General features: G+C 38.7%; 17 protein-coding genes. 10 read left to right on the forward strand and 7 right to left on the reverse strand.

Annotated elements, in window-relative coordinates; all coding sequences use genetic code 11:
• The first annotated feature begins 310 nt into the window (after positions 1–310).
• Both ACYVFA_RS08220 and ACYVFA_RS08225 read left to right on the forward strand, forming a co-directional pair.
• Positions 311–1,096, forward strand: coding sequence for a hypothetical protein (locus ACYVFA_RS08220; RefSeq protein WP_460471335.1), 786 nt, complete (start codon positions 311–313; stop codon positions 1,094–1,096).
• A gap of 119 nt (positions 1,097–1,215) precedes the next feature.
• Positions 1,216–1,938: a rhodanese-like domain-containing protein gene (locus tag ACYVFA_RS08225; protein ID WP_460471336.1), complete on the forward strand. Its 723-nt coding sequence runs from the start codon at positions 1,216–1,218 to the stop codon at positions 1,936–1,938.
• Between the two features lie 140 nt (positions 1,939–2,078).
• On the opposite strand, the gene ACYVFA_RS08230 is transcribed toward ACYVFA_RS08225, so the two are convergent.
• A complete protein-coding gene (locus tag ACYVFA_RS08230; RefSeq protein ID WP_460471337.1) occupies positions 2,079–3,797 on the reverse strand; it encodes a GMC family oxidoreductase in 1,719 nt (572 codons plus the stop codon).
• A 31-nt stretch (positions 3,798–3,828) separates the two neighbouring features.
• On the reverse strand, positions 3,829–4,503 hold the full coding sequence (locus ACYVFA_RS08235; RefSeq protein ID WP_460471338.1) for a gluconate 2-dehydrogenase subunit 3 family protein: 675 nt from the start codon (positions 4,501–4,503) through the stop codon (positions 3,829–3,831).
• A 432-nt stretch (positions 4,504–4,935) separates the two neighbouring features.
• Here ACYVFA_RS08235 and ACYVFA_RS08240 point away from each other — a divergent pair, with 432 nt between their 5' ends.
• Both ACYVFA_RS08240 and ACYVFA_RS08245 read left to right on the forward strand, forming a co-directional pair.
• The gene (locus ACYVFA_RS08240) at positions 4,936–6,240 is read left to right on the forward strand and encodes a UDP-glucose dehydrogenase family protein (RefSeq protein ID WP_460471339.1); all 1,305 of its coding nucleotides are present in this window, start codon (positions 4,936–4,938) and stop codon (positions 6,238–6,240) included.
• Positions 6,241–6,340: 100 nt separating this feature from the next.
• Positions 6,341–7,321, forward strand: coding sequence for a UDP-glucuronic acid decarboxylase family protein (locus tag ACYVFA_RS08245; protein ID WP_460471340.1), 981 nt, complete (start codon positions 6,341–6,343; stop codon positions 7,319–7,321).
• A 57-nt stretch (positions 7,322–7,378) separates the two neighbouring features.
• On the opposite strand, the gene ACYVFA_RS08250 is transcribed toward ACYVFA_RS08245, so the two are convergent.
• Genes ACYVFA_RS08250 through ACYVFA_RS08260 form a run of 3 tightly spaced genes read right to left on the reverse strand, consistent with a single transcriptional unit; the run spans position 7,379 to position 9,649 of the window.
• On the reverse strand, positions 7,379–8,272 hold the full coding sequence (locus tag ACYVFA_RS08250; protein ID WP_460471341.1) for an epimerase: 894 nt from the start codon (positions 8,270–8,272) through the stop codon (positions 7,379–7,381).
• Positions 8,273–8,283: 11 nt separating this feature from the next.
• On the reverse strand, positions 8,284–9,105 hold the full coding sequence (locus ACYVFA_RS08255) for a hypothetical protein (RefSeq protein ID WP_460471342.1): 822 nt from the start codon (positions 9,103–9,105) through the stop codon (positions 8,284–8,286).
• Between the two features lie 37 nt (positions 9,106–9,142).
• On the reverse strand, positions 9,143–9,649 hold the full coding sequence (locus tag ACYVFA_RS08260) for a GbsR/MarR family transcriptional regulator (RefSeq protein WP_460471343.1): 507 nt from the start codon (positions 9,647–9,649) through the stop codon (positions 9,143–9,145).
• Positions 9,650–9,844: 195 nt separating this feature from the next.
• On the opposite strand from ACYVFA_RS08260, the gene ACYVFA_RS08265 reads away from it, so the two are divergent.
• The 5 genes from ACYVFA_RS08265 (at position 9,845) to ACYVFA_RS08285 (ending at position 18,594) form a co-directional block, all read left to right on the forward strand.
• The gene (locus ACYVFA_RS08265) at positions 9,845–11,047 is read left to right on the forward strand and encodes a bifunctional 3,4-dihydroxy-2-butanone-4-phosphate synthase/GTP cyclohydrolase II (RefSeq protein WP_460471344.1); all 1,203 of its coding nucleotides are present in this window, start codon (positions 9,845–9,847) and stop codon (positions 11,045–11,047) included.
• Positions 11,048–11,265: 218 nt separating this feature from the next.
• Positions 11,266–14,613, forward strand: a complete 3,348-nt coding sequence (locus ACYVFA_RS08270; protein ID WP_460471345.1) for a TonB-dependent receptor — start codon at positions 11,266–11,268, stop codon at positions 14,611–14,613.
• Between the two features lie 225 nt (positions 14,614–14,838).
• Positions 14,839–16,113, forward strand: coding sequence for a lactate 2-monooxygenase (locus ACYVFA_RS08275; RefSeq protein ID WP_460471346.1), 1,275 nt, complete (start codon positions 14,839–14,841; stop codon positions 16,111–16,113).
• An 86-nt stretch (positions 16,114–16,199) separates the two neighbouring features.
• Positions 16,200–17,855, forward strand: a complete 1,656-nt coding sequence (locus ACYVFA_RS08280; protein ID WP_460471347.1) for an FAD-binding dehydrogenase — start codon at positions 16,200–16,202, stop codon at positions 17,853–17,855.
• Positions 17,856–18,069: 214 nt separating this feature from the next.
• Complete coding sequence (locus ACYVFA_RS08285; RefSeq protein ID WP_460471348.1) at positions 18,070–18,594, forward strand: D-glycero-alpha-D-manno-heptose-1,7-bisphosphate 7-phosphatase; 525 nt, start codon at positions 18,070–18,072, stop codon at positions 18,592–18,594.
• Positions 18,595–18,645: 51 nt separating this feature from the next.
• Here ACYVFA_RS08285 and ACYVFA_RS08290 read toward each other — a convergent pair whose 3' ends face one another.
• Positions 18,646–18,771, reverse strand: a complete 126-nt coding sequence (locus ACYVFA_RS08290) for a hypothetical protein (RefSeq protein ID WP_460471349.1) — start codon at positions 18,769–18,771, stop codon at positions 18,646–18,648.
• A 50-nt stretch (positions 18,772–18,821) separates the two neighbouring features.
• Entirely contained in the window at positions 18,822–20,306 is a 1,485-nt protein-coding gene (locus ACYVFA_RS08295; protein ID WP_460471350.1) for a type III PLP-dependent enzyme domain-containing protein, read from the reverse strand.
• Positions 20,307–20,538: 232 nt separating this feature from the next.
• On the opposite strand from ACYVFA_RS08295, the gene ACYVFA_RS08300 reads away from it, so the two are divergent.
• Entirely contained in the window at positions 20,539–22,011 is a 1,473-nt protein-coding gene (locus ACYVFA_RS08300) for a UDP-N-acetylmuramate--L-alanine ligase (RefSeq protein ID WP_460471351.1), read from the forward strand.
• Positions 22,012–22,031 lie beyond the last annotated feature (20 nt).

The raw sequence follows: 22,031 nt of genomic DNA on the forward strand, positions 1-22,031 counted from the left end.
TTAGAATTGTGTTTTCAAAGTGTTTAGAAAGGTTTCTGGTAAAACCATACTGGTTGTGTTATTCTTCGTTTATCTATACGAGCAATACTTTGTTTGATCTATCCCGTTTAGTCAAGCAAAAAAGTGATTGAGTGGCACAACAATAACTATTCCAAAGATAGCTCTTTACAAATATGTTTAAACTTAACACCATAAACACCTCACTATAAGCCACTTATAACTAACCACTCAGATTTACATAAAAAACCTTTTTTAGCACGATTTTTGCACCGCTTAATCACAAAGTTGATGAATCTATACTCGTGCTACAATGAAGACAATTACTATTGGTGGATTACTATGCCTTTTTGTTTTTAACCTTTGTGCGCAAAGCTCTAAAAAATTATCAGAAACCGTTTACCGAAGCTTTTATAATCAGACTATCACCATTTATCCTGATAATCCTGATAAGATGATTAAAAAAAGATACGGCGTTTTTATTGATACCACTAAAAACTCTGTTTTCTCTCAGAATCTGATTGAGAAGCTGGCGTTTGATGATTATCATGAATCGCTTATTCAGCGCGCTTGCCGCGACTTTAAGGCATCTAAGAAAATAAACGAATTGTGGTCGTTTAAAAATGACCCTTTATTGAGTCAGCTTCCCAGAAAATGGTTTGAGGCACAGGAGCTCAACGGTACTAAGTACATCTTCTGCCCGAAAGTCTTAAAGAACCATTATTCATTTACCGTAACAGATTCTACCGTTCTGGTCAGCAAAGGGTTAGGGCCGGATACCTATTTCATCAAATCAGTTCAGAATTCAGGAAATGGTATTGTTATTGATTGTTTTCAGGGAGTGAAATTTACCGTGAAAGTGCTCGATGAAAAAACGAAACTAGCTATCTGGAAAATGGAAAACAAAAATCTTGATAACACAGTACTTTATCGTTTGTCTGTTCCTTTAGATAGTTTTCAGTACTACAATATGATTGTGAATCATAGCGCTGAAGATAAAATTCCTGACGATTTGACTTTTGATGAAATTGATTATGAAGGAATATTAGCTATGCCTAGAAGTCTATCTGTACAGAGTTTTATACATACAGGCAACTAACAGCAGAATTAATCAATTGATTGCATCAGCTATTCAATAATTTATCTGTAGATTCGTTACAGAATCTGAATAGACCTTATTCGAAAAAGTTATCTTTATTTTACTACCTTAATAGATTAATGAAATCTCTATTTTCGCTGTTTTTTATTTTGACTGGCCTATCGCTATACGCACAAAATAAAGATATCTATTCTTTATCCGTCAACGATTTTGATAATAAAATCAAAGTAATCGGAGCAACTGCGCAACTGGTAGATGTTCGCACTCCCTCTGAATTTGCGATTGCCCATATCAAACGCGCCACCAATATTAATTTTACAGATGACGATTTTGAAGATTTAGCCAAGAAGAAATTGGATAAAACCAAACCTGTGCTACTCTACTGTTTTTCGGGCAAACGCAGTACTGATGCAGCCGCTTTTCTAAGAACCTTAGGTTTTAAAGAAGTGTATGATTTGAATGGAGGTTTTGCTCAATGGACAGCCTCAAGCAAGCCTTATGTATCAACAAGCACTGATACCAAACCAATTGCAGCCTTAACTTTACAGAATCTGGATGACATCGTAAGGTCGAATGATATTGTATTGATTCATTTTTATACAGAGTGGTGCGATATCTGCAAAAAAATGACTCCCCTACTCAATAAGGTTGCCGATGAAAACAAACAAGTAAAATTATTGAAAGTAGATTCTGAAAAAAATGATATTCTGGCGTCGGTATTTAAAGTAGAAGAAAATCCGACTTATATTATCATCAAAAAAGGCAGGCGAACCTGGAGTGCTACTGGAGAAATCAGTGAACAGGAATTGAAAGAAGTATTACAGAAATTGAATAAAATATAAAGCAAAGGGCTTCGAATCAAATTCGAAGCCCTTTTTATGTTTCACGATTTTTTAAATCGTCGTCTCTTAGAATTTTGTAGAAATGAAATCAATCAGATTCTACAATAGAGTTTCTAAACGATTTGAAAAATCGTGATACATTAGAGATTCATCTTTTTCAACTCTTTTACTGCAAAATCTGCTGCGCGGGCAGTCATTGCCATGTAAGTTAAAGATGGGTTGACGCAAGAAGCAGACACCATAAATGCACCATCAGTCACGAATACGTTTGGCGCACCCCATACCTGATTATTGCTATTCAGCACAGATGTTTTCTTATCTCTACCCATACGAGCAGTACCCATTTCGTGAATACCAATGCCCGGATTCTTACTCATATCATTATAAGAATTGATATTTTTCAACCCGGCTGCCTCCAACATTTCAGCGGCTTCAGTCTGCATGGCTCCACGCATTTTTATGGCATTTTCGCCCCATGCTGCATCAAATTGTACGACAGGCAAACCCCATTTATCTTTATCATTTGAAAGCGTGAAACGGTTGTTTTCGTCAGGCAAAGTTTCTCCAAAACCACCAATACCAAAAGTCCATTGGCCAGGCGTAGTGATTGACTCTTTGAAATCTGCACCGAAACCTTCTTTGTAGTTACCTCTACCCCAACCTTCACGGCTTGCACCACCCTGGTAGCCAAACCCTCTCACAAAGTCTTTTCTCTTATCGCTACCCCAGTTTGTGAAGCGAGGAATATAGATACCATTGGCACGGCGACCATAGTAATACATATCTTCCATCCCTTCGAAAGTACCCGAAGCACCTACAGCTAAGTGGTGATCCATGATATTTCTTCCTAATTGGTCTGATTCATTACCTAAGCCATTCGGGTGAGTCTTAGATTTGGACTGCATCATAATCCATGCTGAATTGATAGCAGAAGCATTCAGGAAGATAATTTTTGCGTAAAAATCTCTTTGCTCTTTGGTATTCTGGTCGATGGTTCTTACACCAGTTGCTCTACCTTTCTCATCATCAAATAGAACTTCATGCACAATCTTATCTGCCATTAAAGTCAGGTTACCTGTTTTATTAGCCGCAGGCAAAGTAGCCGATTGGGTGCTGAAATAAGCCCCGAACTGGCAACCACGCATACAAGCATTCTGATACTGGCAAGAAACACGGCCTAATTCGGTTTGTATCTGCGTAGGCTTAGTGATATGCGCCGCACGGCCAATAGTTACATGGCGACCATTAAATTTTTTCTGGATCGAATTACGTACTTCTTTCTCTACACAGTTCATTTCCATACCCGGCTGGAAATTACCGTCAGGCAATACATCCAAACCTTCTTTATAACCACTTACTCCTATGAAAGTCTCTACATAACTATACCAAGGCGCTATATCTTTATAACGGATAGGCCAGTCAATGCCGTGTCCGTCTTCTAAGTTTGCCGTGAAATCTCTTTCATTCCAACGGTAACTTTGACGACCCCACATCAACGAACGGCCACCTACATGATACCCTCTAATCCAGTCAAAACCACGTTTTTCAAGATAAGGATTTTGTTTATCGTTTTCGAAATGATGGCGGTGTTCTTCGTTTGCTGTATAACCCGTACGGACATTTGCCCAGTACTCCTCACGCGCCATATTATCTACTTTACCTCTATGCGGGAATTCCCACGGATTTTTGCCTGCGGTTTCATAACCTGTTATGTGTTTAATATCGCGTCCTCGCTCAAGCATTAAAACTTTGAGCCCTTTTTCACACAATTCTTTCGCAGCCCAACCACCTGATATACCTGAACCTACAACGATGGCGTCGTAAGTTGCTTCTTCTTTTGATTTTCCTTGAATATTCATTTGTTGTAGGTTGAATTTCTTTTAAGTTTTTTTACAAAGCCCATACTTTTTGTCCCGGAGTCATCTTCACACAACCTTCATATCTACCCGGTATCGCCACATAAGCCAATGCGTTTTTCGCACCTGCCTCCGAAGTAAAGTAACCCAACAAGGTCAATTCTTTCATTAATTTGAAGAAAGGAACCGGAGGAACAGTCCGCTGGGTTTTCTCACCAGCTTTAGGATCTGCGGCTTTAGGATCTTTCACCAATCCTGTTTCGTTATCTACGATTTTCTTCGATTGATCGTTTTCTTTCGTTTCAGCAATAGACATTTGCTCAAACTTCTTCAGAAGAGTCGTTTGTTGTTCCGGTGTAAGTTCCAGAAATTTCTTTCCACCGAAATCTTTCTTAGAAGCTTCTTCTAAATTATCCAGGCCTTTTTTGAAGTGTTCCTGCTGAGTTTCGTTATAACAATCTTTCAGCATCATTTCTATGAAAGGACCCACACCCGCATCTTTAGCGCCTGGGGTTGTTGTTTTTGGGATAATTATCTCGGCAATTTCAGAAACCAGGTTTTTGTAATCGGCAGATAATGAGAAAGCTGAAGTGGTGGCTTCAGTAGCCGTATTGGATTTACAACCTTCCAACATAGCAATCATTGTAGGGGCAGACAAAGCACCTCCCATCAGGAAGGCCACTCTTTGCATGGCATCTCTTCTATTCAATGTCGTAGTATTTTTTAAGGGTCGTCAATTGATTGGACAGTGAAATTACGTAAGAAAAACTTGTCAATGCAAGTTTGTATTCATGAAAATTCAATTAAAAACGTTAAAACTAGATGTTAAAGTATTCTCCCTATTTTTACTTAGTAAATTTTAACTAAATGCTACTTACAAAATAAGGATTCAGACAAAAGATAAAATCTTGATTTCTTCGCATTAAGACAACGACTCCGCTCAATAAAAAAACTATCACTTAACCACTAAAATATAGACTTAAATGAGGTACTTGTTCATTAAGTACCTATTTTTGAAAATAATTTTCAATTTTTAATAATTGACGCTAGGAGTATTCTCAAAAAAAAATCTAATTTTACGGCATATTTTTTGCTCTTAAAAAGCAGTAAACAATTTTTTAAAATCTGAATCACATTTAATATGAAAATCGCAGTCGTTGGAACAGGTTATGTTGGTTTGGTTACCGGTACTTGTTTTGCAGAAACAGGGAATCAGGTAACTTGCGTAGATATTGATAGTCGTAAAGTTGAAAAATTAAATAAAGGTAAACTAACTATCTACGAACCGGGGCTTGATGTTATATTTGAACGTAACACAAAAGAAGGTCGTTTGAAGTTTACTACAAACCTTGCTGAGGGTATTAAAGATGCACAGGTTATTTTCTTAGCTTTACCAACCCCTCCGGGCGAAGATGGTTCTGCTGATTTGAAATATATCTTAGGTGTAGCCAACGACTTAGGTCCATTATTAGAAAACTATGCCGTAATTATTGACAAAAGTACCGTACCAGTTGGTACTGCCGAAAAAGTACACGAGCGTATCGCTAAAAATGCCAAAGTAGAATTTGATGTAGTGTCAAATCCTGAGTTTTTGAGAGAAGGTGTGGCCGTAGAAGACTTCATGAAACCAGACCGTGTAGTAATTGGCACAAAATCTGATAAGGCGAAAAAAGTAATGGAGAAGCTATATGCACCATTAGTTCGTCAAGGAAATCCGATTATTTTTATGGATGAGCGCTCGGCTGAAATGACTAAATATGCGGCCAATGCATTCTTAGCTATGAAAATCACTTTCATGAACGAAATCGCAAACCTTTGCGAAAAAACCAATGCAAACGTTGATGATATTCGTAGAGGTATTGGTACTGATAGCCGTATCGGAAAACGTTTCTTGTTTGCCGGCATTGGTTATGGTGGTAGCTGTTTCCCGAAAGACGTACAGGCCCTAGAAAAAACTGCTAACGATTTTGATTACGATTTCAAGATTCTGAAATCAGTAATGAAAGTGAACGAAAAGCAAAAAACCAAATTAATGCCACATTTGAAAAAATATTTCAACGGTGATTTGAAAGGAAAAACCATTGCTTTGTGGGGATTGGCGTTTAAACCACACACAGACGATATCCGTGAGGCTCCGGCTTTGTATAACATCAAAGAATTAAGAAAAGCAGGTGCTAAAGTGGTAGTATATGATCCGGAAGCGATGGAAAACGTACGTGGTGTAGTAGGTAAAAAAGTAAAATACGCTAAAAACCCTTACGAAGCCCTTGAAGGTGCTGATGCACTGATGATCATGACCGAATGGCCGGAATTCCGCACGCCTGATTTTGAAAAAATGGCAGGTTTGAAAAATAAAGTTATCTTTGACGGACGTAACCTTTATGAGTTGAAAGACATGAAGGAACTAGGCTATACTTATTATAGCATTGGTAGAGAAACAGTATAAGCTTAAATATATTCCGGAAAGCAATCGGGCATAAACCTCCCCTATCCTGCTGAGCTTTCCTCCTATTTATTCAGCATACAGGGGAAATTAATATATTTCTATGAAAAGAGTTCTTATCACAGGTGGCGCCGGTTTTTTAGGCTCACACCTTTGCGATAGATTTATCAAAGAAGGGCATTATGTAATTGCGATGGATAATCTCATCACAGGAGATTTACGCAATATCGAACATTTGTTCAAGCACCCGAATTTTGAGTTTTATCACCACGATGTAAGCAAGTTTATCCATGTACCGGGTGAATTGGATTATATCCTGCATTTTGCCTCACCTGCCAGCCCGATTGATTACCTGAAAATCCCGATTCAGACACTGAAAGTGGGTTCATTGGGTATTCACAACTGTCTTGGTTTGGCTCGTGTGAAAAAAGCACGTGTAATCATTGCTTCTACTTCTGAAGTTTATGGTGACCCACTGGTTCACCCACAAACAGAAGAGTACTGGGGACACGTAAATCCGGTAGGTCCTCGTGGAGTTTACGACGAAGCCAAACGTTTTCAGGAAGCGATGACAATGGCCTACCATACCTATCACGGTTTGGAAACAAGAATTGTACGTATTTTCAATACGTATGGCCCTCGTATGCGTCTGAATGATGGTCGTGTATTACCAGCATTCATCGGCCAGGCATTACGTGGTGAAGACATAACTATTTTCGGAGACGGCTCGCAAACACGTTCATTCTGTTATGTAGCTGATTTAGTAGAAGGTATCTATCGTTTATTGTTATCTGACTATGCTTATCCGGTAAATATCGGTAACCCGGCAGAAATCACGATTAAGCAATTTGCGGAAGAAATCATCAAACTGACAGGCACTGACCAGAAAATTGTGTACAAACCATTACCAAAAGACGACCCTAAGCAACGTCAGCCGGATATTACCAAAGCTAAAGAAATATTAGGTTGGGAACCAAAAGTAACACGTGCAGAAGGTTTGGCCATTACTTATGATTACTTCAGAAGTCTTCCGAAAGAAAGATTGTATGATGAGTCAAATCATAGAGATTTTGAGAAGAAATAAGAGATTCTTTAAATAGTTGTTTACAAAAAAATGGAGGTCAAAAGCCTCCATTTTTTATTAGTTCAAATCTGCGAAAGCCTGAGCAATAGTCGGAAACTCAAACTGAAATCCACTCTCCAGAAGCCTCTTAGGATATACATTTCTACTTTTCAACAGCAGTTCGGTTTCGGTTCTGATAAAAAGCGAGGCCAGTTCTAAAACAAAGACGGGACTATTGATGCCAATGGGTATGCCCATTGATTTTCGCAGACTTTTCATAAACTCCTCATTTTTCAGAGGATTCGGTGTGGCAATATTTACTTTTTTAGTCAACTCAGGATGCTCAATAATAAATTCAACGGCTCTGCAAAAGTCCTTTTCGTGAATCCAGCTCATCATTTGCTCACCGCTACCTTGTTTCCCTCCTAAACCCAGCCTACTTATCATTTTCATTTTCGGGAATCCTCCACCCTCATTTCCCAAAACAATAGAAGTTCTCAAAGCTACTTTTCTGATGGGTGTATTAGTATCTTCAAAAAATGCCTTCTCCCAACTTTTACAGATATTCATCGAAAAATCATCACCGATTACTCCATTATCTTCATCCATAGCCTGTGTTTCAGCATGCACATAAATAGTGGCACTGCTTGAATTCAACCATACTTTCGGTGGAATCTTACACAGATTAATCGCTTTTTGTAAAACCTGAGTACTTTTCACTCTTGATTCAAGAATGGCCTTTTTATTCTCTTCTGTATACCGACAATCAACACATTTACCAGTCAAGTTAATCAATACATCTATCCTCTCTAATACCTCAATCCAATCGCCTATATTGATAGCATCCCAATATATTTCATTAGACTCTTTTGGGTTTCGGGTCAGAATCAATACCTCATGGCCTTTCTCTGAGAAATATTTCAGGAATGCTTTTCCTAAAAAGCCGGTTCCTCCTGCAATCACTATTTTCATTTTAATAGTTTTTATGGGTTCAGAATCAAAATGATAACTAAAGCGACCATACGGTATAAAACCCATGAGATAGTAGGCCAATAGCCTATCTTTAAGATTTTACTACGTCTGCTATGTTCCCAGAGCATAAAACTTACCACTCCTATAAAGTAAATCAGATAATACAAAGGCCCAATATTTTTAACCAATAGCATAGGCAATAAGAGCAAAGTGCCTATCATAGATACCGTCATCATATTTCCCAGATAATCCAATAGTTTATCTTTCAATAAACTACCTAGGAATACTACCTGCCATAAGATTTGCCCAATACAAATCAGAAACTCCCTACCCAAATGATTTTGCCAGTCAAGCACATCATTAATCGGCTTTGTATACTGATACAGGACAGTTGAGGAAACAATGACTACAAATGCGATATACAATAAGCGATACTTAATATTCAAATCAGGCACACAAGCATTTACCCCTTCTTTTGCCTCACTTGGTGCTATCACTTTGCGATTAAAAGAAATGAACTTATAAAGCTTACGTAAGAAAAAATCAACCGGCTTCCATTCCAGCACAGGAATTAGGCCAGGAAATCTATTCGTAACAATATGCTCAATTGCATCGATGCCATATCTTACTACATTTTGTTGGGTGTCTACTAAGGCGATCTCATGACGAGCTTTATTCATATCAACAGGCACACCGGCAGAAATCGTAAAGTTTTGGTAAGGACTATAAGTTTCCTTATCTACCCAACCGGCTTTTTCAAAACCTTTGCCATACATCCGGCACATCGGGCAATCGGCATCCAGAAGCAATTTATGACCACTTAAAGTTCTCATATTTTCAAGAATTTTCGGAAGTTCGTTATAAAAAAATTTAACTCATGAGTTTCAATACGTTTTTCAAAAGCGCATTTTTCTCTGCTTTCAATAATAAATCGCTCAATGTATCCATCTGTTCAATAAAACTATTCAATTCAGTCAGCATATTTTTTACGTGCAATTGGTCAGCATCTTTGGCATCAGAGGTATTATTTATCAGCATCTTTACAGTCTGTTTAGCAGGCATTATTTCACGTTTTTTACGCTCAGTAATAATCCTGACGGCGATCTGCCATATATCATGCTCTGCTATAAAATACTCTTTTCTGTCTCCCGGCTTGGTTTGTTTATAAATCAGATTCCATCCTACCAGGTCTCTCAGCACCATATTTACATTCCCTCTTGACAGTTTCAGCTCTTCCATCACCTCCTCCGTGCTCATTTCATCTTTATTCAGCAAAAGCAAAGCATGCACCTGCGCCATAGAGCGACTAATGCCCCATGAGGTTCCGAGTACGCCCCAGGCCTGTACAAACTGCTGTCTTATCTCTTCCGTTTTCATGATACAAATATATAACAACAGAAAACGAACTTCCAAGAATTTTTGAAAGTTTATTTTATATATCTCTTCAAATGGCCTTAATGGCGGGTCAATTAGTACAATAGTATAAGTGTTTTGTTGAAAACTTGTACCTTTACAAACGATTTCTCTGCACAATCTGTTTTACCAACAAAACCAGCATAATTATTTATTATAATGTTAGACCGTATAGAAGATGCGATTGAGGATATTCGCAATGGAAAAATAATAATAGTAGTAGACGACGAAGATCGTGAAAATGAAGGTGATTTTGTGTGTGCTGCCGAAAAGACTACCCCCGAAATGGTCAATTTCATGGTGAAAGAGGGTCGCGGCTTGATGTGTACACCTATCACCGCCAAGCGTTGTGAAGAATTAGAGCTTAGTATGATGGTAGGCAACAATACTGCCCAGCATGAAACTGCCTTTACTGTATCGATTGACTTACTAGGCAATGGCTGTACTACAGGTATTTCAGCCAGCGACCGTGCCAAAACGATTCAGGCATTAGTGAATCCTGATACTAAACCAGAAGATTTTGGCCGCCCCGGACATATATTTCCTTTGAAAGCCGCTGATGGTGGAGTTCTCCGCAGAACAGGTCATACTGAAGCTACGATTGACTTAGCAGTTCTGGCAGGTTTACAACCGGCCGGTGTATTGATTGAGATTCTGAATGAAGATGGTACAATGGCACGCCTGCCTCAGTTGCGTGAAATTGCCGACAAGTTTAATATGAAATTAGTCAGTATTAAAGACCTGATTGAGTATCGTTTAAAAAAAGAGTCGTTAATTAAAAGAGAAATAGGAGTAGAAATGCCTACTGAGTTTGGGTATTTTGATATGATTGCTTACCGTCAGTTAGATAACGACCAACTACATTTAGCATTGATAAAAGGCACCTGGGAACCTAACGAACCTGTTATGGTACGCGTGCATTCGTCTTGTGTGACAGGAGATATTTTTGGTTCATGCCGTTGTGATTGTGGCCCGCAACTACATGCCTCAATGGAAATGGTACAGAAAAATGGTAAAGGTATTGTACTATATATGAACCAGGAAGGGCGTGGAATCGGACTTTTAAACAAATTAAAGTCTTATAAACTACAAGAAATGGGTAGAGATACGGTAGAAGCCAATCTTGAACTGGGCTTTAAAATGGATGAAAGAGATTATGGTGTCGGCGCGCAGATATTAAGAGATCTGGGAGTAAAAAAAATCCAGTTGATTTCTAATAATCCGAAGAAAAGAGCCGGCTTAATTGGATATGGACTGGAAATTGTTGACACTATTCCTATCGAAATTTCTTCGAACCCATATAATGAAAAATACCTACAAACCAAAAGAGATAAAATGGGCCATAATATCATGGGTTCTTAAAAATATTAGGCACGCATAACAATTTCTTAATACAAAAAAATAGCACTTAAACAATATTTTTCATTAAATATTCTATAAATTACTATAAACCAAGCACTTATGTGATTAAAACACATGGGTGCTTGTTTTTTTTAGGGAAAATTTTTAAGACCTTTGTACCCGGCAATATAATCTGCTTGATGAATTTTACTTCAAACATTTCTAACTCCAAAAAAAACATGATGCAAAAATTTACTTTTTTGCGAGGAGCCTTCACACTTCTCGTAGGGATTTTCTTTGCTTTTCAAGGCTTTGGTCAGGTTACTACCTCTTCGATTAGTGGGGTTGTAACTGCTAAAGACGGCTCAGCTCTTCCGGGTGCAACGGTCGTTGCTATCCACGAACCATCTGGTACTAAATATGGTACTATCACTAACGCTACTGGTCGTTATGTTCTTCCTGCTGTTCGTATCGGTGGTCCTTTCAAAGTTACTGCAACTTTTGTTGGTTTTAAAGATTCTGCCAAAGAGGGTATCATTACCAGCTTAGGTACTGCTTCTAACGTTGACATTACAATGGATGAAGAAGGCGCTATTTTACAAGAGGTAAATGTAACAGCAGCCAGAAGTGATATCTTCAGCTCTGATCGCACAGGTGCTTCTACTACGCTTAGCCGCGAAAATATCATTCGTCTTCCAACACTGGGACGTAACCTGAATGACATCACCAAATACAATGCTTATAGCAATGGTCGTTCATTTGGTGGACAAGATAGCCGTTACAACAACTTCACTATTGACGGTTCTGTATTCAACAATGGTTTTGGTTTAGGTAGCCAGGCACAAGCGGGTGGCCGTACAGGTACTACTGCTATCTCTTTAGACGCGATTGATGAGGTTCAGATTAACATCGCTCCTTTCGACGTACGTCAATCAGGTTTTGCAGGTGCTGGTATCAACGCTGTAACGCGTTCAGGAACTAATGATTATTCTGGTTCAGTGTATGGATTCATGAAAAATCAGAATTTAATAGGTAAAACAGCTGCCGGAAATAAAATTCCTGCACTTACTTTCAAAGAAGAAACTTTCGGTTTCCGTGTAGGCGGTCCTATTCTTAAAAATAAATTGTTCTTCTTCGTAAATGCTGAGATGGTGAAAGGTGCTCGTCCTGCTTTGGACTGGGTAGCTAACGGTAACGGTGCAACGGGTAATATCTCTCGTACAACAGCTGCCGACCTACAAGACCTATCATCTTTCATGAAGACTAACTTCAATTTTGATATGGGTGCAATTGATCGTTATAATAACGAAGTAGACTCTAAGAAATTCCTGACTCGTATTGATTATAACATCAACGATAATAACAAATTAACCATTCGTTATTCTCACCACAATTCAGAATCAGACGCTATCATCAGTAACTCTAACAGCGCAAATACAGCTGGTAACGGTAACCGTAACAACTTGTCTACTGCTATTTCTACGCAGAACTCAGGTTATAAAATTCAGGATAATACACGTTCAATTGTTGCAGAGTTAAACTCAACTTTCAAAAGCAAGTATGCAAATAACTTTATTGCAACTTATAACAAACAAATTGAAAACCGTAAATACCGTACGCAATTGTTTCCGACAATTGATATCCTGAAAGATGGTTCAACTTATACTACAATAGGTTTTGATCCATTTACGCCTGATAACAAGTTGGATTACTCTACTTTGAACTTCACTGATAACTTCACTATTTTTGCAGGTAAACATACAATTACTGCAGGTGCTGCTTACGAACACTTTACTTCAAACAACTTGTTCTTCTATGCATCAAATGGTGTTTGGACATTCAACTCAATCGAAGATTTCAAAACAGCTGCTTTAGCATATAAAGCTAATCCAAACCTAACGACTTCTCCTGTTGAAATCAACAGATTTAACTATCGTTATACCTTATTAGAAGGTGGTCAAAAACCTTGGCAAACATTGAAAGTAAATACGACAAGCTTGTATTTACAAGATGATTACCAGGTTACTAACAAATTCAAAGTAACGTATGGTTTAAGAGGTGATTATATCTCTATTGCTCCAACTGCAGTAGATTATGCCAATGATATTGTTGCAGGGTTGACTTTCAAAACCCCTACTGGCGATAACTATAAAATCAATACGGCTAATATGCCAAAATCAAGATTATATGCTTCTCCACGTATCGGGTTTAACTGGGATGTAAAAGGTGATAGAACAACGCAAATCCGTGGAGGTTCTGGTCTTTTCTTGGGTAGAATGCCTTATGTATTGATATCTAACCAATTAGGTAATAATGGTGTAAACATCGGTTTAGTAAACGTAACTGGTAGTGCAGCTGCTAATTATCCGTTCACTCTTGACCCAACTAAATATACGCCAGCTACAACTGACTTGTCGAAAATCAAAGGATATAATGTGAATGCCTCTGACGAGAACTTGAAATTCCCTCAAGTTTGGAAATCTAATATCGCTATCGACCAAAGATTGCCATTTGCAGGTTTAATCTTTACAGCAGAGTTTATCTATAATAAGAACATCAATGCTACTTATTATTATGACGCGAACTTGAAAACACCAAATGCTAAATTTGCTGGCCCTGATAATCGTGACCGTTACCCTGCTTCTGGTTTGTCAGGTGCTGCTGCTACAGCTGCCCGTTTCTATAATGATGCTATCAATAGTGGATATATCCTAAGCAATACTAAATTAGGTAATGCTTCTTCTTTGACTTTCAAATTAGAAAAACCTATTTCTAAAGGTTTTGGCGGTATGTTGGGTTATACTTACGGTATAGCTAGAAACCTTTCAGAGGCTAACAGTACTGTAAACGCGAATATCCCTGCGGTTGGTGGTGTAAACTACAATACCTTAGGATTTGCTGATAACGATCTTCGTCACCGTTTTGTAGGTTATGCAAGTTACCGTATTGAGTACGGTGGTAAAATCGGTGGTTCTACTCTGATTACTTTGGGTGGTACTTCACAAAGTGGTGGTAAAATCTCTTACGGTTATTCAAACGACATGAATGGTGATGGTCAGATCAATGACCTTCTATTTGTGCCTGCAAAAGCGTCTGATCTGATGTTTACTACTTTAACTACTGGTGGTAAAACTTTCACTGCAGCAGACCAAGCCTCAGCTTTTGATAAATTCATCGATAGCAACCCATATTTATCAACTCGTCGTGGTCAATATGCAGAACGTAACGCAGGTTTCTATCCTTGGTTGACTCGTTTTGACTTAACAGTTGAACAAGATTTCTTCGTAAAAGTTGGTAAAAACAACAAGAAAAATATCATCCGTGTAAGAGCTGATATTTATAACTTCGGAAACATGATTAACAACGCATGGGGTGTAGGTAACTCAGCTACTTCATTCAACCCACTAGTATTAGCAAGTGTTGACGCTTCTGGAAATCCTGTTTACCGTATGAATACGCAGGTTGTTGCAATCCCTGGTGGTGATGGTAAAACTGAAACTATCTTGCTTCGTGATTCATTTGTTAAGTCAAAAACCGTTGATGACGTATGGCAAATGCAGTTAGGTCTTCGTTATATCTTTAACTAAGATTTAGCTAATTAATTATACTAAAAAATCCTGCTTCTCACGAGGCAGGATTTTTTTATGTAGCCTACCGTGTCATGCTTATACTCGTCCGAACAAGAGCGTGACACGGTTAGCTAAGCCATTTCCCACAATCATTCTGCAAAAAATGATGATAAACTATCTGTTTTTTTTTAATATTGCTTTATCTATTCTGATTTCTTGAATCAACCCTAAGACTTCGTATCTATGACCCATACACAACCACCATCAGCACTTGACTGGCAAAGGCAGATTTATCTCAATGGCTTTGCAGGTATCAATCAAAAAGTTAAAATAAGCTACGAAGCCCTCGAATCAGCGGCCAAAGACAAACTATCAGCTAAATCATTTGCCTATATAGCCGGAGGAGCAGGAACTGAAAGTACGATGCGGGCCAATAGAAGTGCTTTTGAATCTTGTAAGATTGTGCCGAGAATGTTGCGGAATGTAGAGAACAGAGATACATCTATCAAATTATTAGGTCATACATTCAATACGCCTTTACTCATCTCCCCTATTGGTGTACTTGAAATGGCACATGCTGAGGCTGATTTAGCAGTAGCAAGGGCAGCCAGTAGTCTGAATATCCCTTATATTTTCTCTAATCAGGCTTCCTATCCAATGGAAGAAACGGCTGGTGTGATGGGTAACAGTCCGCGCTTTTTTCAACTATATTGGTCAAAATCAAGAGAATTAGTCACAAGCTTAGTACAGCGAGCAGAAAAAAGTGGTTGCCTGGGCATAGTAGTAACGCTTGATACAACAATGCTTGGCTGGAGAGTACGTGATTTGGACTTGGCCTCATTGCCTTTTTTAGAAGGCAAAGGCATTGCCCAATATACTTCTGACCCTGTTTTTCAGCAATTAATGCAGCAGAACATAATCCCATCTACCAAGCAGCGTATCACCTTAAAAACTATTCAGGGGTTAATTAAAATGGTCAATAATTACCCCGGATCTGGATTTTTGAAGAAATTGAAATCAGGAAAACCAATGTCGGCTATCCGGCATTTTACGGGTTTATACTCAAATGCAGCCACTACCTGGGAAGACCTAGCCTGGCTTCGGAAACAAACTAAACTCCCGATTATTCTCAAAGGAATTCTGGCAGTGGATGATGCGCAGAAAACGATGGATTACGGCATGGATGGCATATTTATATCAAACCACGGTGGCCGGCAGGTAGATGGTTCTATTAGTTCATTTGAAGCTCTGCCAGCTATAGCCAAGGTCGTAAAAGGTAAATTACCCATTATCATCGATAGTGGTATCCGCTCAGGAGCAGATGTTTTTAAAGCGCTGGCTATGGGAGCCACAGCTGTTTCAATTGGTCGCCCGTATGTGTATGGTTTAGCCCTGGGTGGAGAAAGAGGTGTTTATGAGGTCTTAAGAAATTTCATGTCAGATTTTGAATTGACTATGGGTTTATCGGGGTGTAAAAATATTGCAGAGATAACACCCGATTGTGTTAATTATTCCTAGCAGTTTATTGAATTCCTCTATTCCGAAAATTTATACTTCATAATCTGAAAGCTCATTTCTTATTACTCTCGTAAACTCATAAATATATGCAAACAACCACTGATGCCATTATTGTTGGTGCCGGATTGGCAGGCTTAGTAGCAGCCGCAGAATTGGCCGATGCAGGCAAGAAAGTAATTATTGTTGATCAGGAACCTGAACAAAGCATGGGCGGACAAGCCTTCTGGTCATTTGGCGGTTTATTTCTGGTCAATTCACCTGAACAACGTCGGCTCAAAATAAAAGACTCTTACGAACTGGCTTTAGCCGATTGGATGGGCACAGCTCAATTTGACAGACCAGAAGATGAATGGCCACGAAAGTGGGCAGAAGCCTACGTGGGTTTCGCTGCCGGAGAAAAACGAGAGTGGTTAAGACAACAAGGTATACGCTTCTTTCCGATTGTGGGTTGGGCCGAACGTGGGGGTTATGGTGCTATCGGGCATGGGAATTCTGTTCCGAGATTCCACGTAACATGGGGCACTGGGCCGGGTGTATTAGCCCCCTTTGAGCATCGGGTTCGGGAAGCTGTAAAAAAAGGGTTAATAACCTTAAAATTTCGCCATCGGGTTAATGAATTAATTGTACAAAATAAAACAGTTGTTGGGATACAGGGAGAAATATTAGAACCGAGTTCTGTAAATCGTGGAGAAAAGAGTTCTCGTGTGGCAATAGATGGTTTTACTTTTCATGCACAAGCAGTGATTGTTACTTCTGGTGGCATAGGCGCTAATCATGAGCTTGTTCGACAAAACTGGCCAAAGAGATTAGGAGAACCACCTAAGCATATGTTATCCGGCGTTCCAGAGCACGTGGATGGACGTATGTTGGCTATCTCGGAAAATGCCGGGGCAAATCTTATTAATAGAGACCGGATGTGGCACTATACCGAGGGCATTCAGAACTGGAATCCCATCTGGCATCAACACGGTATCCGTATTTTACCTGGCCCCTCTTCTTTGTGGTTTGATGCTGAAGGTAATCGATTACCCGTACCTTTATTTCCGGGTTTTGATACATTGGGTACACTGCAACATATCCGCCAGACAGGGCATGATTATACCTGGTTTGTTCTCAATCAGGCCATTATCAAAAAAGAATTTGCACTTTCAGGTTCTGAACAAAACCCTGACTTAACTAATAAAGATTGGTTACAAGTATTAGGACGCGCCGGAGGCAAAATGGCTCCCGGCCCGGTAGAGGCATTCAAAACGCATGGAGCAGATTTCATTGTAAAAGACAATCTGGATGATTTAGTAAAAGCCATGAATGAGTTGACTGGAGAAAATCTGGTAGATTTAACAAAACTGAAAGCAGAAATTACTGCCCGTGACGGACAGGTAGTGAACAAATTCAATAAAGATATGCAGATTACGGCCATTCGTGGCGCTCGCCAATATATAGGCGACAAGTTGATTCGAACTGCTAAATTGCATCAGATCCTCGACCCGCAATTCGGGCCATTGATTGCCGTCAGGTTACATATCCTAACCCGTAAAACTTTAGGTGGACTTCAGACCGATTTATCAGGTCGTGTATTAGGTGTTAATAGAGAAGTGGTAAAAGGTTTGTATGCTGCGGGCGAAGTAGCTGGTTTTGGCGGTGGCGGGATGCACGGTTACCGGGCCTTAGAAGGGACATTTTTAGGCGGATGTATATTTTCCGGCCGCACCGCAGGACGTGATGCCGCTAAATCTGTTTGACTTGTACTTGATTCACTTTTAGACAAACACTTCGTAGGAGCTTTATGTTAATTATGAACAAGATACCTCTTACGATCAAGAGTTAAAACTTTATGGTGTATATTTGCGGGATAGGATAAGTAAAATTTTTATCAGTTTTTAGCTACAATTTATCATATTTTTTCTTTAATTTGTAATATTAATTATTCACACAGTGCTAACCTAATTTCGATATATGCAAAAATGCATTTTCCTTGATCGTGACGGAGTACTCAACGAAGATCGAGTTGATTATGTTTATAAAATAGAAGATTATATCATTCCTGAGGGAGTGGTTGATGGCCTGAATTTACTAAAAAAAGCAGGTTATCTCCTGATTGTTATTACCAATCAGGCAGGTATTGCTAAAGGTATCTATACTCAGGAAGACGTATTAAACTGCTACGATTTTCTACAAAGCCAATGCGGGGGTGTCATTGACGACATTTACTTCTGCAAACATCATCCACAATATAGTTCTGAATCTTTATTGCGTAAGCCTGACTCACTCATGCTTGAAAAAGCCATTGCCAAATATAATATTGATACCACTCATTCGTATATGATTGGCGATGCTGAAAGAGACGTAAAAGCAGGCATGAAAGCAGGTGTAAAAACCATACACATTGCCACGGGAAAAGAGAATACTGAATTGGCCGACTACCGGTTTGGCAGCCTTCTGGAAGCTTCTAAATTTATTATAGACAATCCTATCAATTAATAAAATAATGGTTCATAGGGTATTCTCATACTCTATGAACCATCTATATTACTAACAATGTTTCTTCTCTGCTACACTTTTTGGTGAAACTTTACCATAAGCCGGACATTGTTGTTTACGACAAGAGGTCATTGCGGCAACCACCAAAAGAGAAAGAATCAGTAATTTAGGTTTCATTAAAATATAATTTTCGGTTCTTTATAAAACGCTTTATTGCTCAGTTTATTTTACACCAAAGCTTCTTCTGCTGTTTTCTTGCTTTTTTTAGCCGAACCATTTCCGGGTATCGTATGCGTTTCTTTCTTTTGCTGCGATTTATAACCCAGAATCTCCATCATCGAATCGCTGTCTTGTTCTCCGGCAAAAAGCTCGGTTGTGATATTTCCTTCAGCATCCAGATTAACCAATACGTGTTGTGGTGCAGGAATCAAACAATGTTGAATACCACCATAACCCCCTAAGGATTCCTGATAAGCTCCGGTATGGAAAAATCCGATATACTGGTCTTCATTCTCAATATCAAATACAGGCAGATACAAATCTTCTGAATGCGCCTCTGTATTATAAAAATCCTGTGAGTCACAAGTCAAGCCGCCTAGATTTACTTTTTCGTAAGGGCTATCCCAATTATTCACAGGCATCATGATATATTTCTGACCAATGCCCCATGAATCAGGTAATTGCGTGATGAACGAGCCATCAATCATATACCATAACTCACGGTCATTTTGTTGTTTTTTATCAATTACTTTATAAATCACCGCGCCGCTCTCTCCTACTGTATAGCTACCAAATTCGGTAAAGATATGAGGTACAGGTACGTTATTTTTATTACAAATCCATTGGATATTCTCAATGATTTCGTCAATCATTGCCTGATAATCATAATTAAATACCAATGAAGTCTGAATCGGCAACCCTCCACCAATATCAATTGAATCCAGATCAGGGCACATCTTCTTCATCTCACAATACTTAAACATAAAACGAGTCAGCTCAGACCAATAATAAGCATTGTCTTTAATACCCGCATTGATAAAGAAGTGAAGCATTTTCAGCTTAAATCTCGGATTCGGCTTTATCTTCTCTCTATATAACTCGTTAATGTCGTTATATCTTACTCCCAGACGAGACGTATAAAACGCAAAGTTTGGTTCTTCATCCGTTGCAATTCTGATGCCAAGGTTTACGGTTTCGGCCGTAGAGTTTTGCAGATAATAATCAATTTCTTTCAGATTATCTAAAATCGGAATACAGTTCACAAAACCATCATTATGCAAAGCAGCTATTCCTTCAAGGTATCTCGGACGCTTGTAGCCATTGCAGATAACATAAGTATTCTGATTAATTTTGCCTTCCTCATACAAAGCTCTGATAATATCAATATCAAATGCCGACGAGGTTTCGAGGTGAACATTACTATTAAGCGCTGTTTCAATAACAAACTTAAAATGTGATGACTTTGTACAATAACAGTACGTGTAACTCCCTTTATAATTATATTTCTTCATGGCATTTCTGAAAAGCAACTTGGCGTTTTCGATATGCTCAGAGATTTTAGGAAGATAACTAATTTTTAATGGCGTACCATATTGTTTAATAATATCCATTAACGGAACATTGTTAAACATAAGTGTGTGTGCTTCGTCAACACCGAATTCCCGGGTCGGAAACTCAAAGGTTTGTTCAATAAGGTCTATGTAACGTTTCATCTCTAAGTAAAATGCATAAAAACTTTTAAGGTTTTGTACCAATAAGGGCTATCTCTATCAGAAAGTTTGTGCAAATGTGACATAAATTTAACAACTTTGCAACGATATTTATAACACAGTTTTTGTGGCTGTGGTTCATAAATTTTTATTCATTCTTTTTTTGCTATCATCATACAAAACTCAACGGAATAAGCTTTTAAAAAACGCGTTGATTTGTGAAATCTTGTTATAAATGAGCCAAAAAATTCACTTTATTGCTATCGGGGGCGCTGTGATGCACAACCTGGCGCTTGCACTTCATAAAAAAGGATATATCGTAACCGGTTCAGACGATGAAATAAATGACCCTTCTAAAAGCCGATTGGCTGAAGTCGGTATTTTGCCTGCCGAATTAGGGTGGTTTCCTGAAAAAATCACAAAGGATTTAGATGCGGTTATCTTAGGGATGCACGCTTTCGCCGATAATCCTGAGTTAGCTAAAGCACAGGAATTAGGGGTAAAAGTCTATTCTTTCCCTGAGTATATTTACGAGCAAAGCCTCAATAAATTGCGTGTAGTAATAGCAGGAAGTCATGGTAAGACCAGCATCACCAGTATGATTCTGCATGTGCTGAAATACCATAACCGCAAGTTTGATTATCTGGTAGGCGCACAGATAGAGGGCTTTGATGTAATGGTAAATCTGGATGACGAGTCTCCGGTAATCATTATCGAAGGAGATGAATACCCTGAATCAAAAGTTCATTTAAAATCGAAGTTTTTATTTTATCATCCGCACGTGTGTTTGATTAGTGGGATAGCCTGGGATCATTTCAATATCTTCAAAACTTTTGATAGCTATGTGCAGACGTTTGAAGAACTAGCTGATGGCTTGCCTAAGGCTGGAGCTATCATCTATGATGAAACCGACGATATTGTAAAAGTAATTGGCGAGAAAGACCGTACTGATGTTGGCAAATTCCCGTATAAAGCACATCCTTATAAGGTTGAAAATGGTAAGTGTATTTTGCAGGTTGGCAAAACAGAAGTGCCATTGGAGATTTTTGGTGAACATAATATGAAAAACCTGAATGGTGCCAGGATTATTCTTGACCGCTTAGGCATTACCGATGAAGAGTTTTATGAGGCTATCAAGCATTTCAAAGGCGCTTCAAAGCGTCTGGAAAAATTAGGTGAAAATACCAACACACTGATTTTCAGAGATTTTGCTCATGCACCGTCTAAGTTAAAAGCAACTACTAATGCTACTAAAATGCTTCATACCAACCGTCGTCTGATAGCCTGTTATGAATTGCACACATTCAGTAGCTTGAATAAAGACTTTTTGCCGCAGTATGAGGGCACCATGGATGATGCTGATACCGCAGTAGTTTTCTATTCGCCACATACGCTTGAAATGAAGCGCCTCCCTCCTATTTCACCAGAAGAAATCAAAAAAGCTTTTGGTGATGATAAATTGCTGGTATTTACCGAAAGAGAACAAATTGTAGACTTTTTACTAGAGCAAAACTGGTTCCAGACCAATTTATTGATGATGTCGTCAGGTACTTTTGGTGGTCTGGTATTGCCTGAACTGGCTAAGCGTATTTTAGAGAAAGAGGTAAAAGAAGAGTTTCCGAAAGTAAAAGTTATCTCTCAGCAAAAAGAAGATAATTCTTGGTCAGGTTTGCTTACGCAATTCAAAAAAGTATTTAATAACGAATAATATTTCTTTGATAGAGGCAT

The organism is Emticicia fontis (assembly GCF_054779675.1).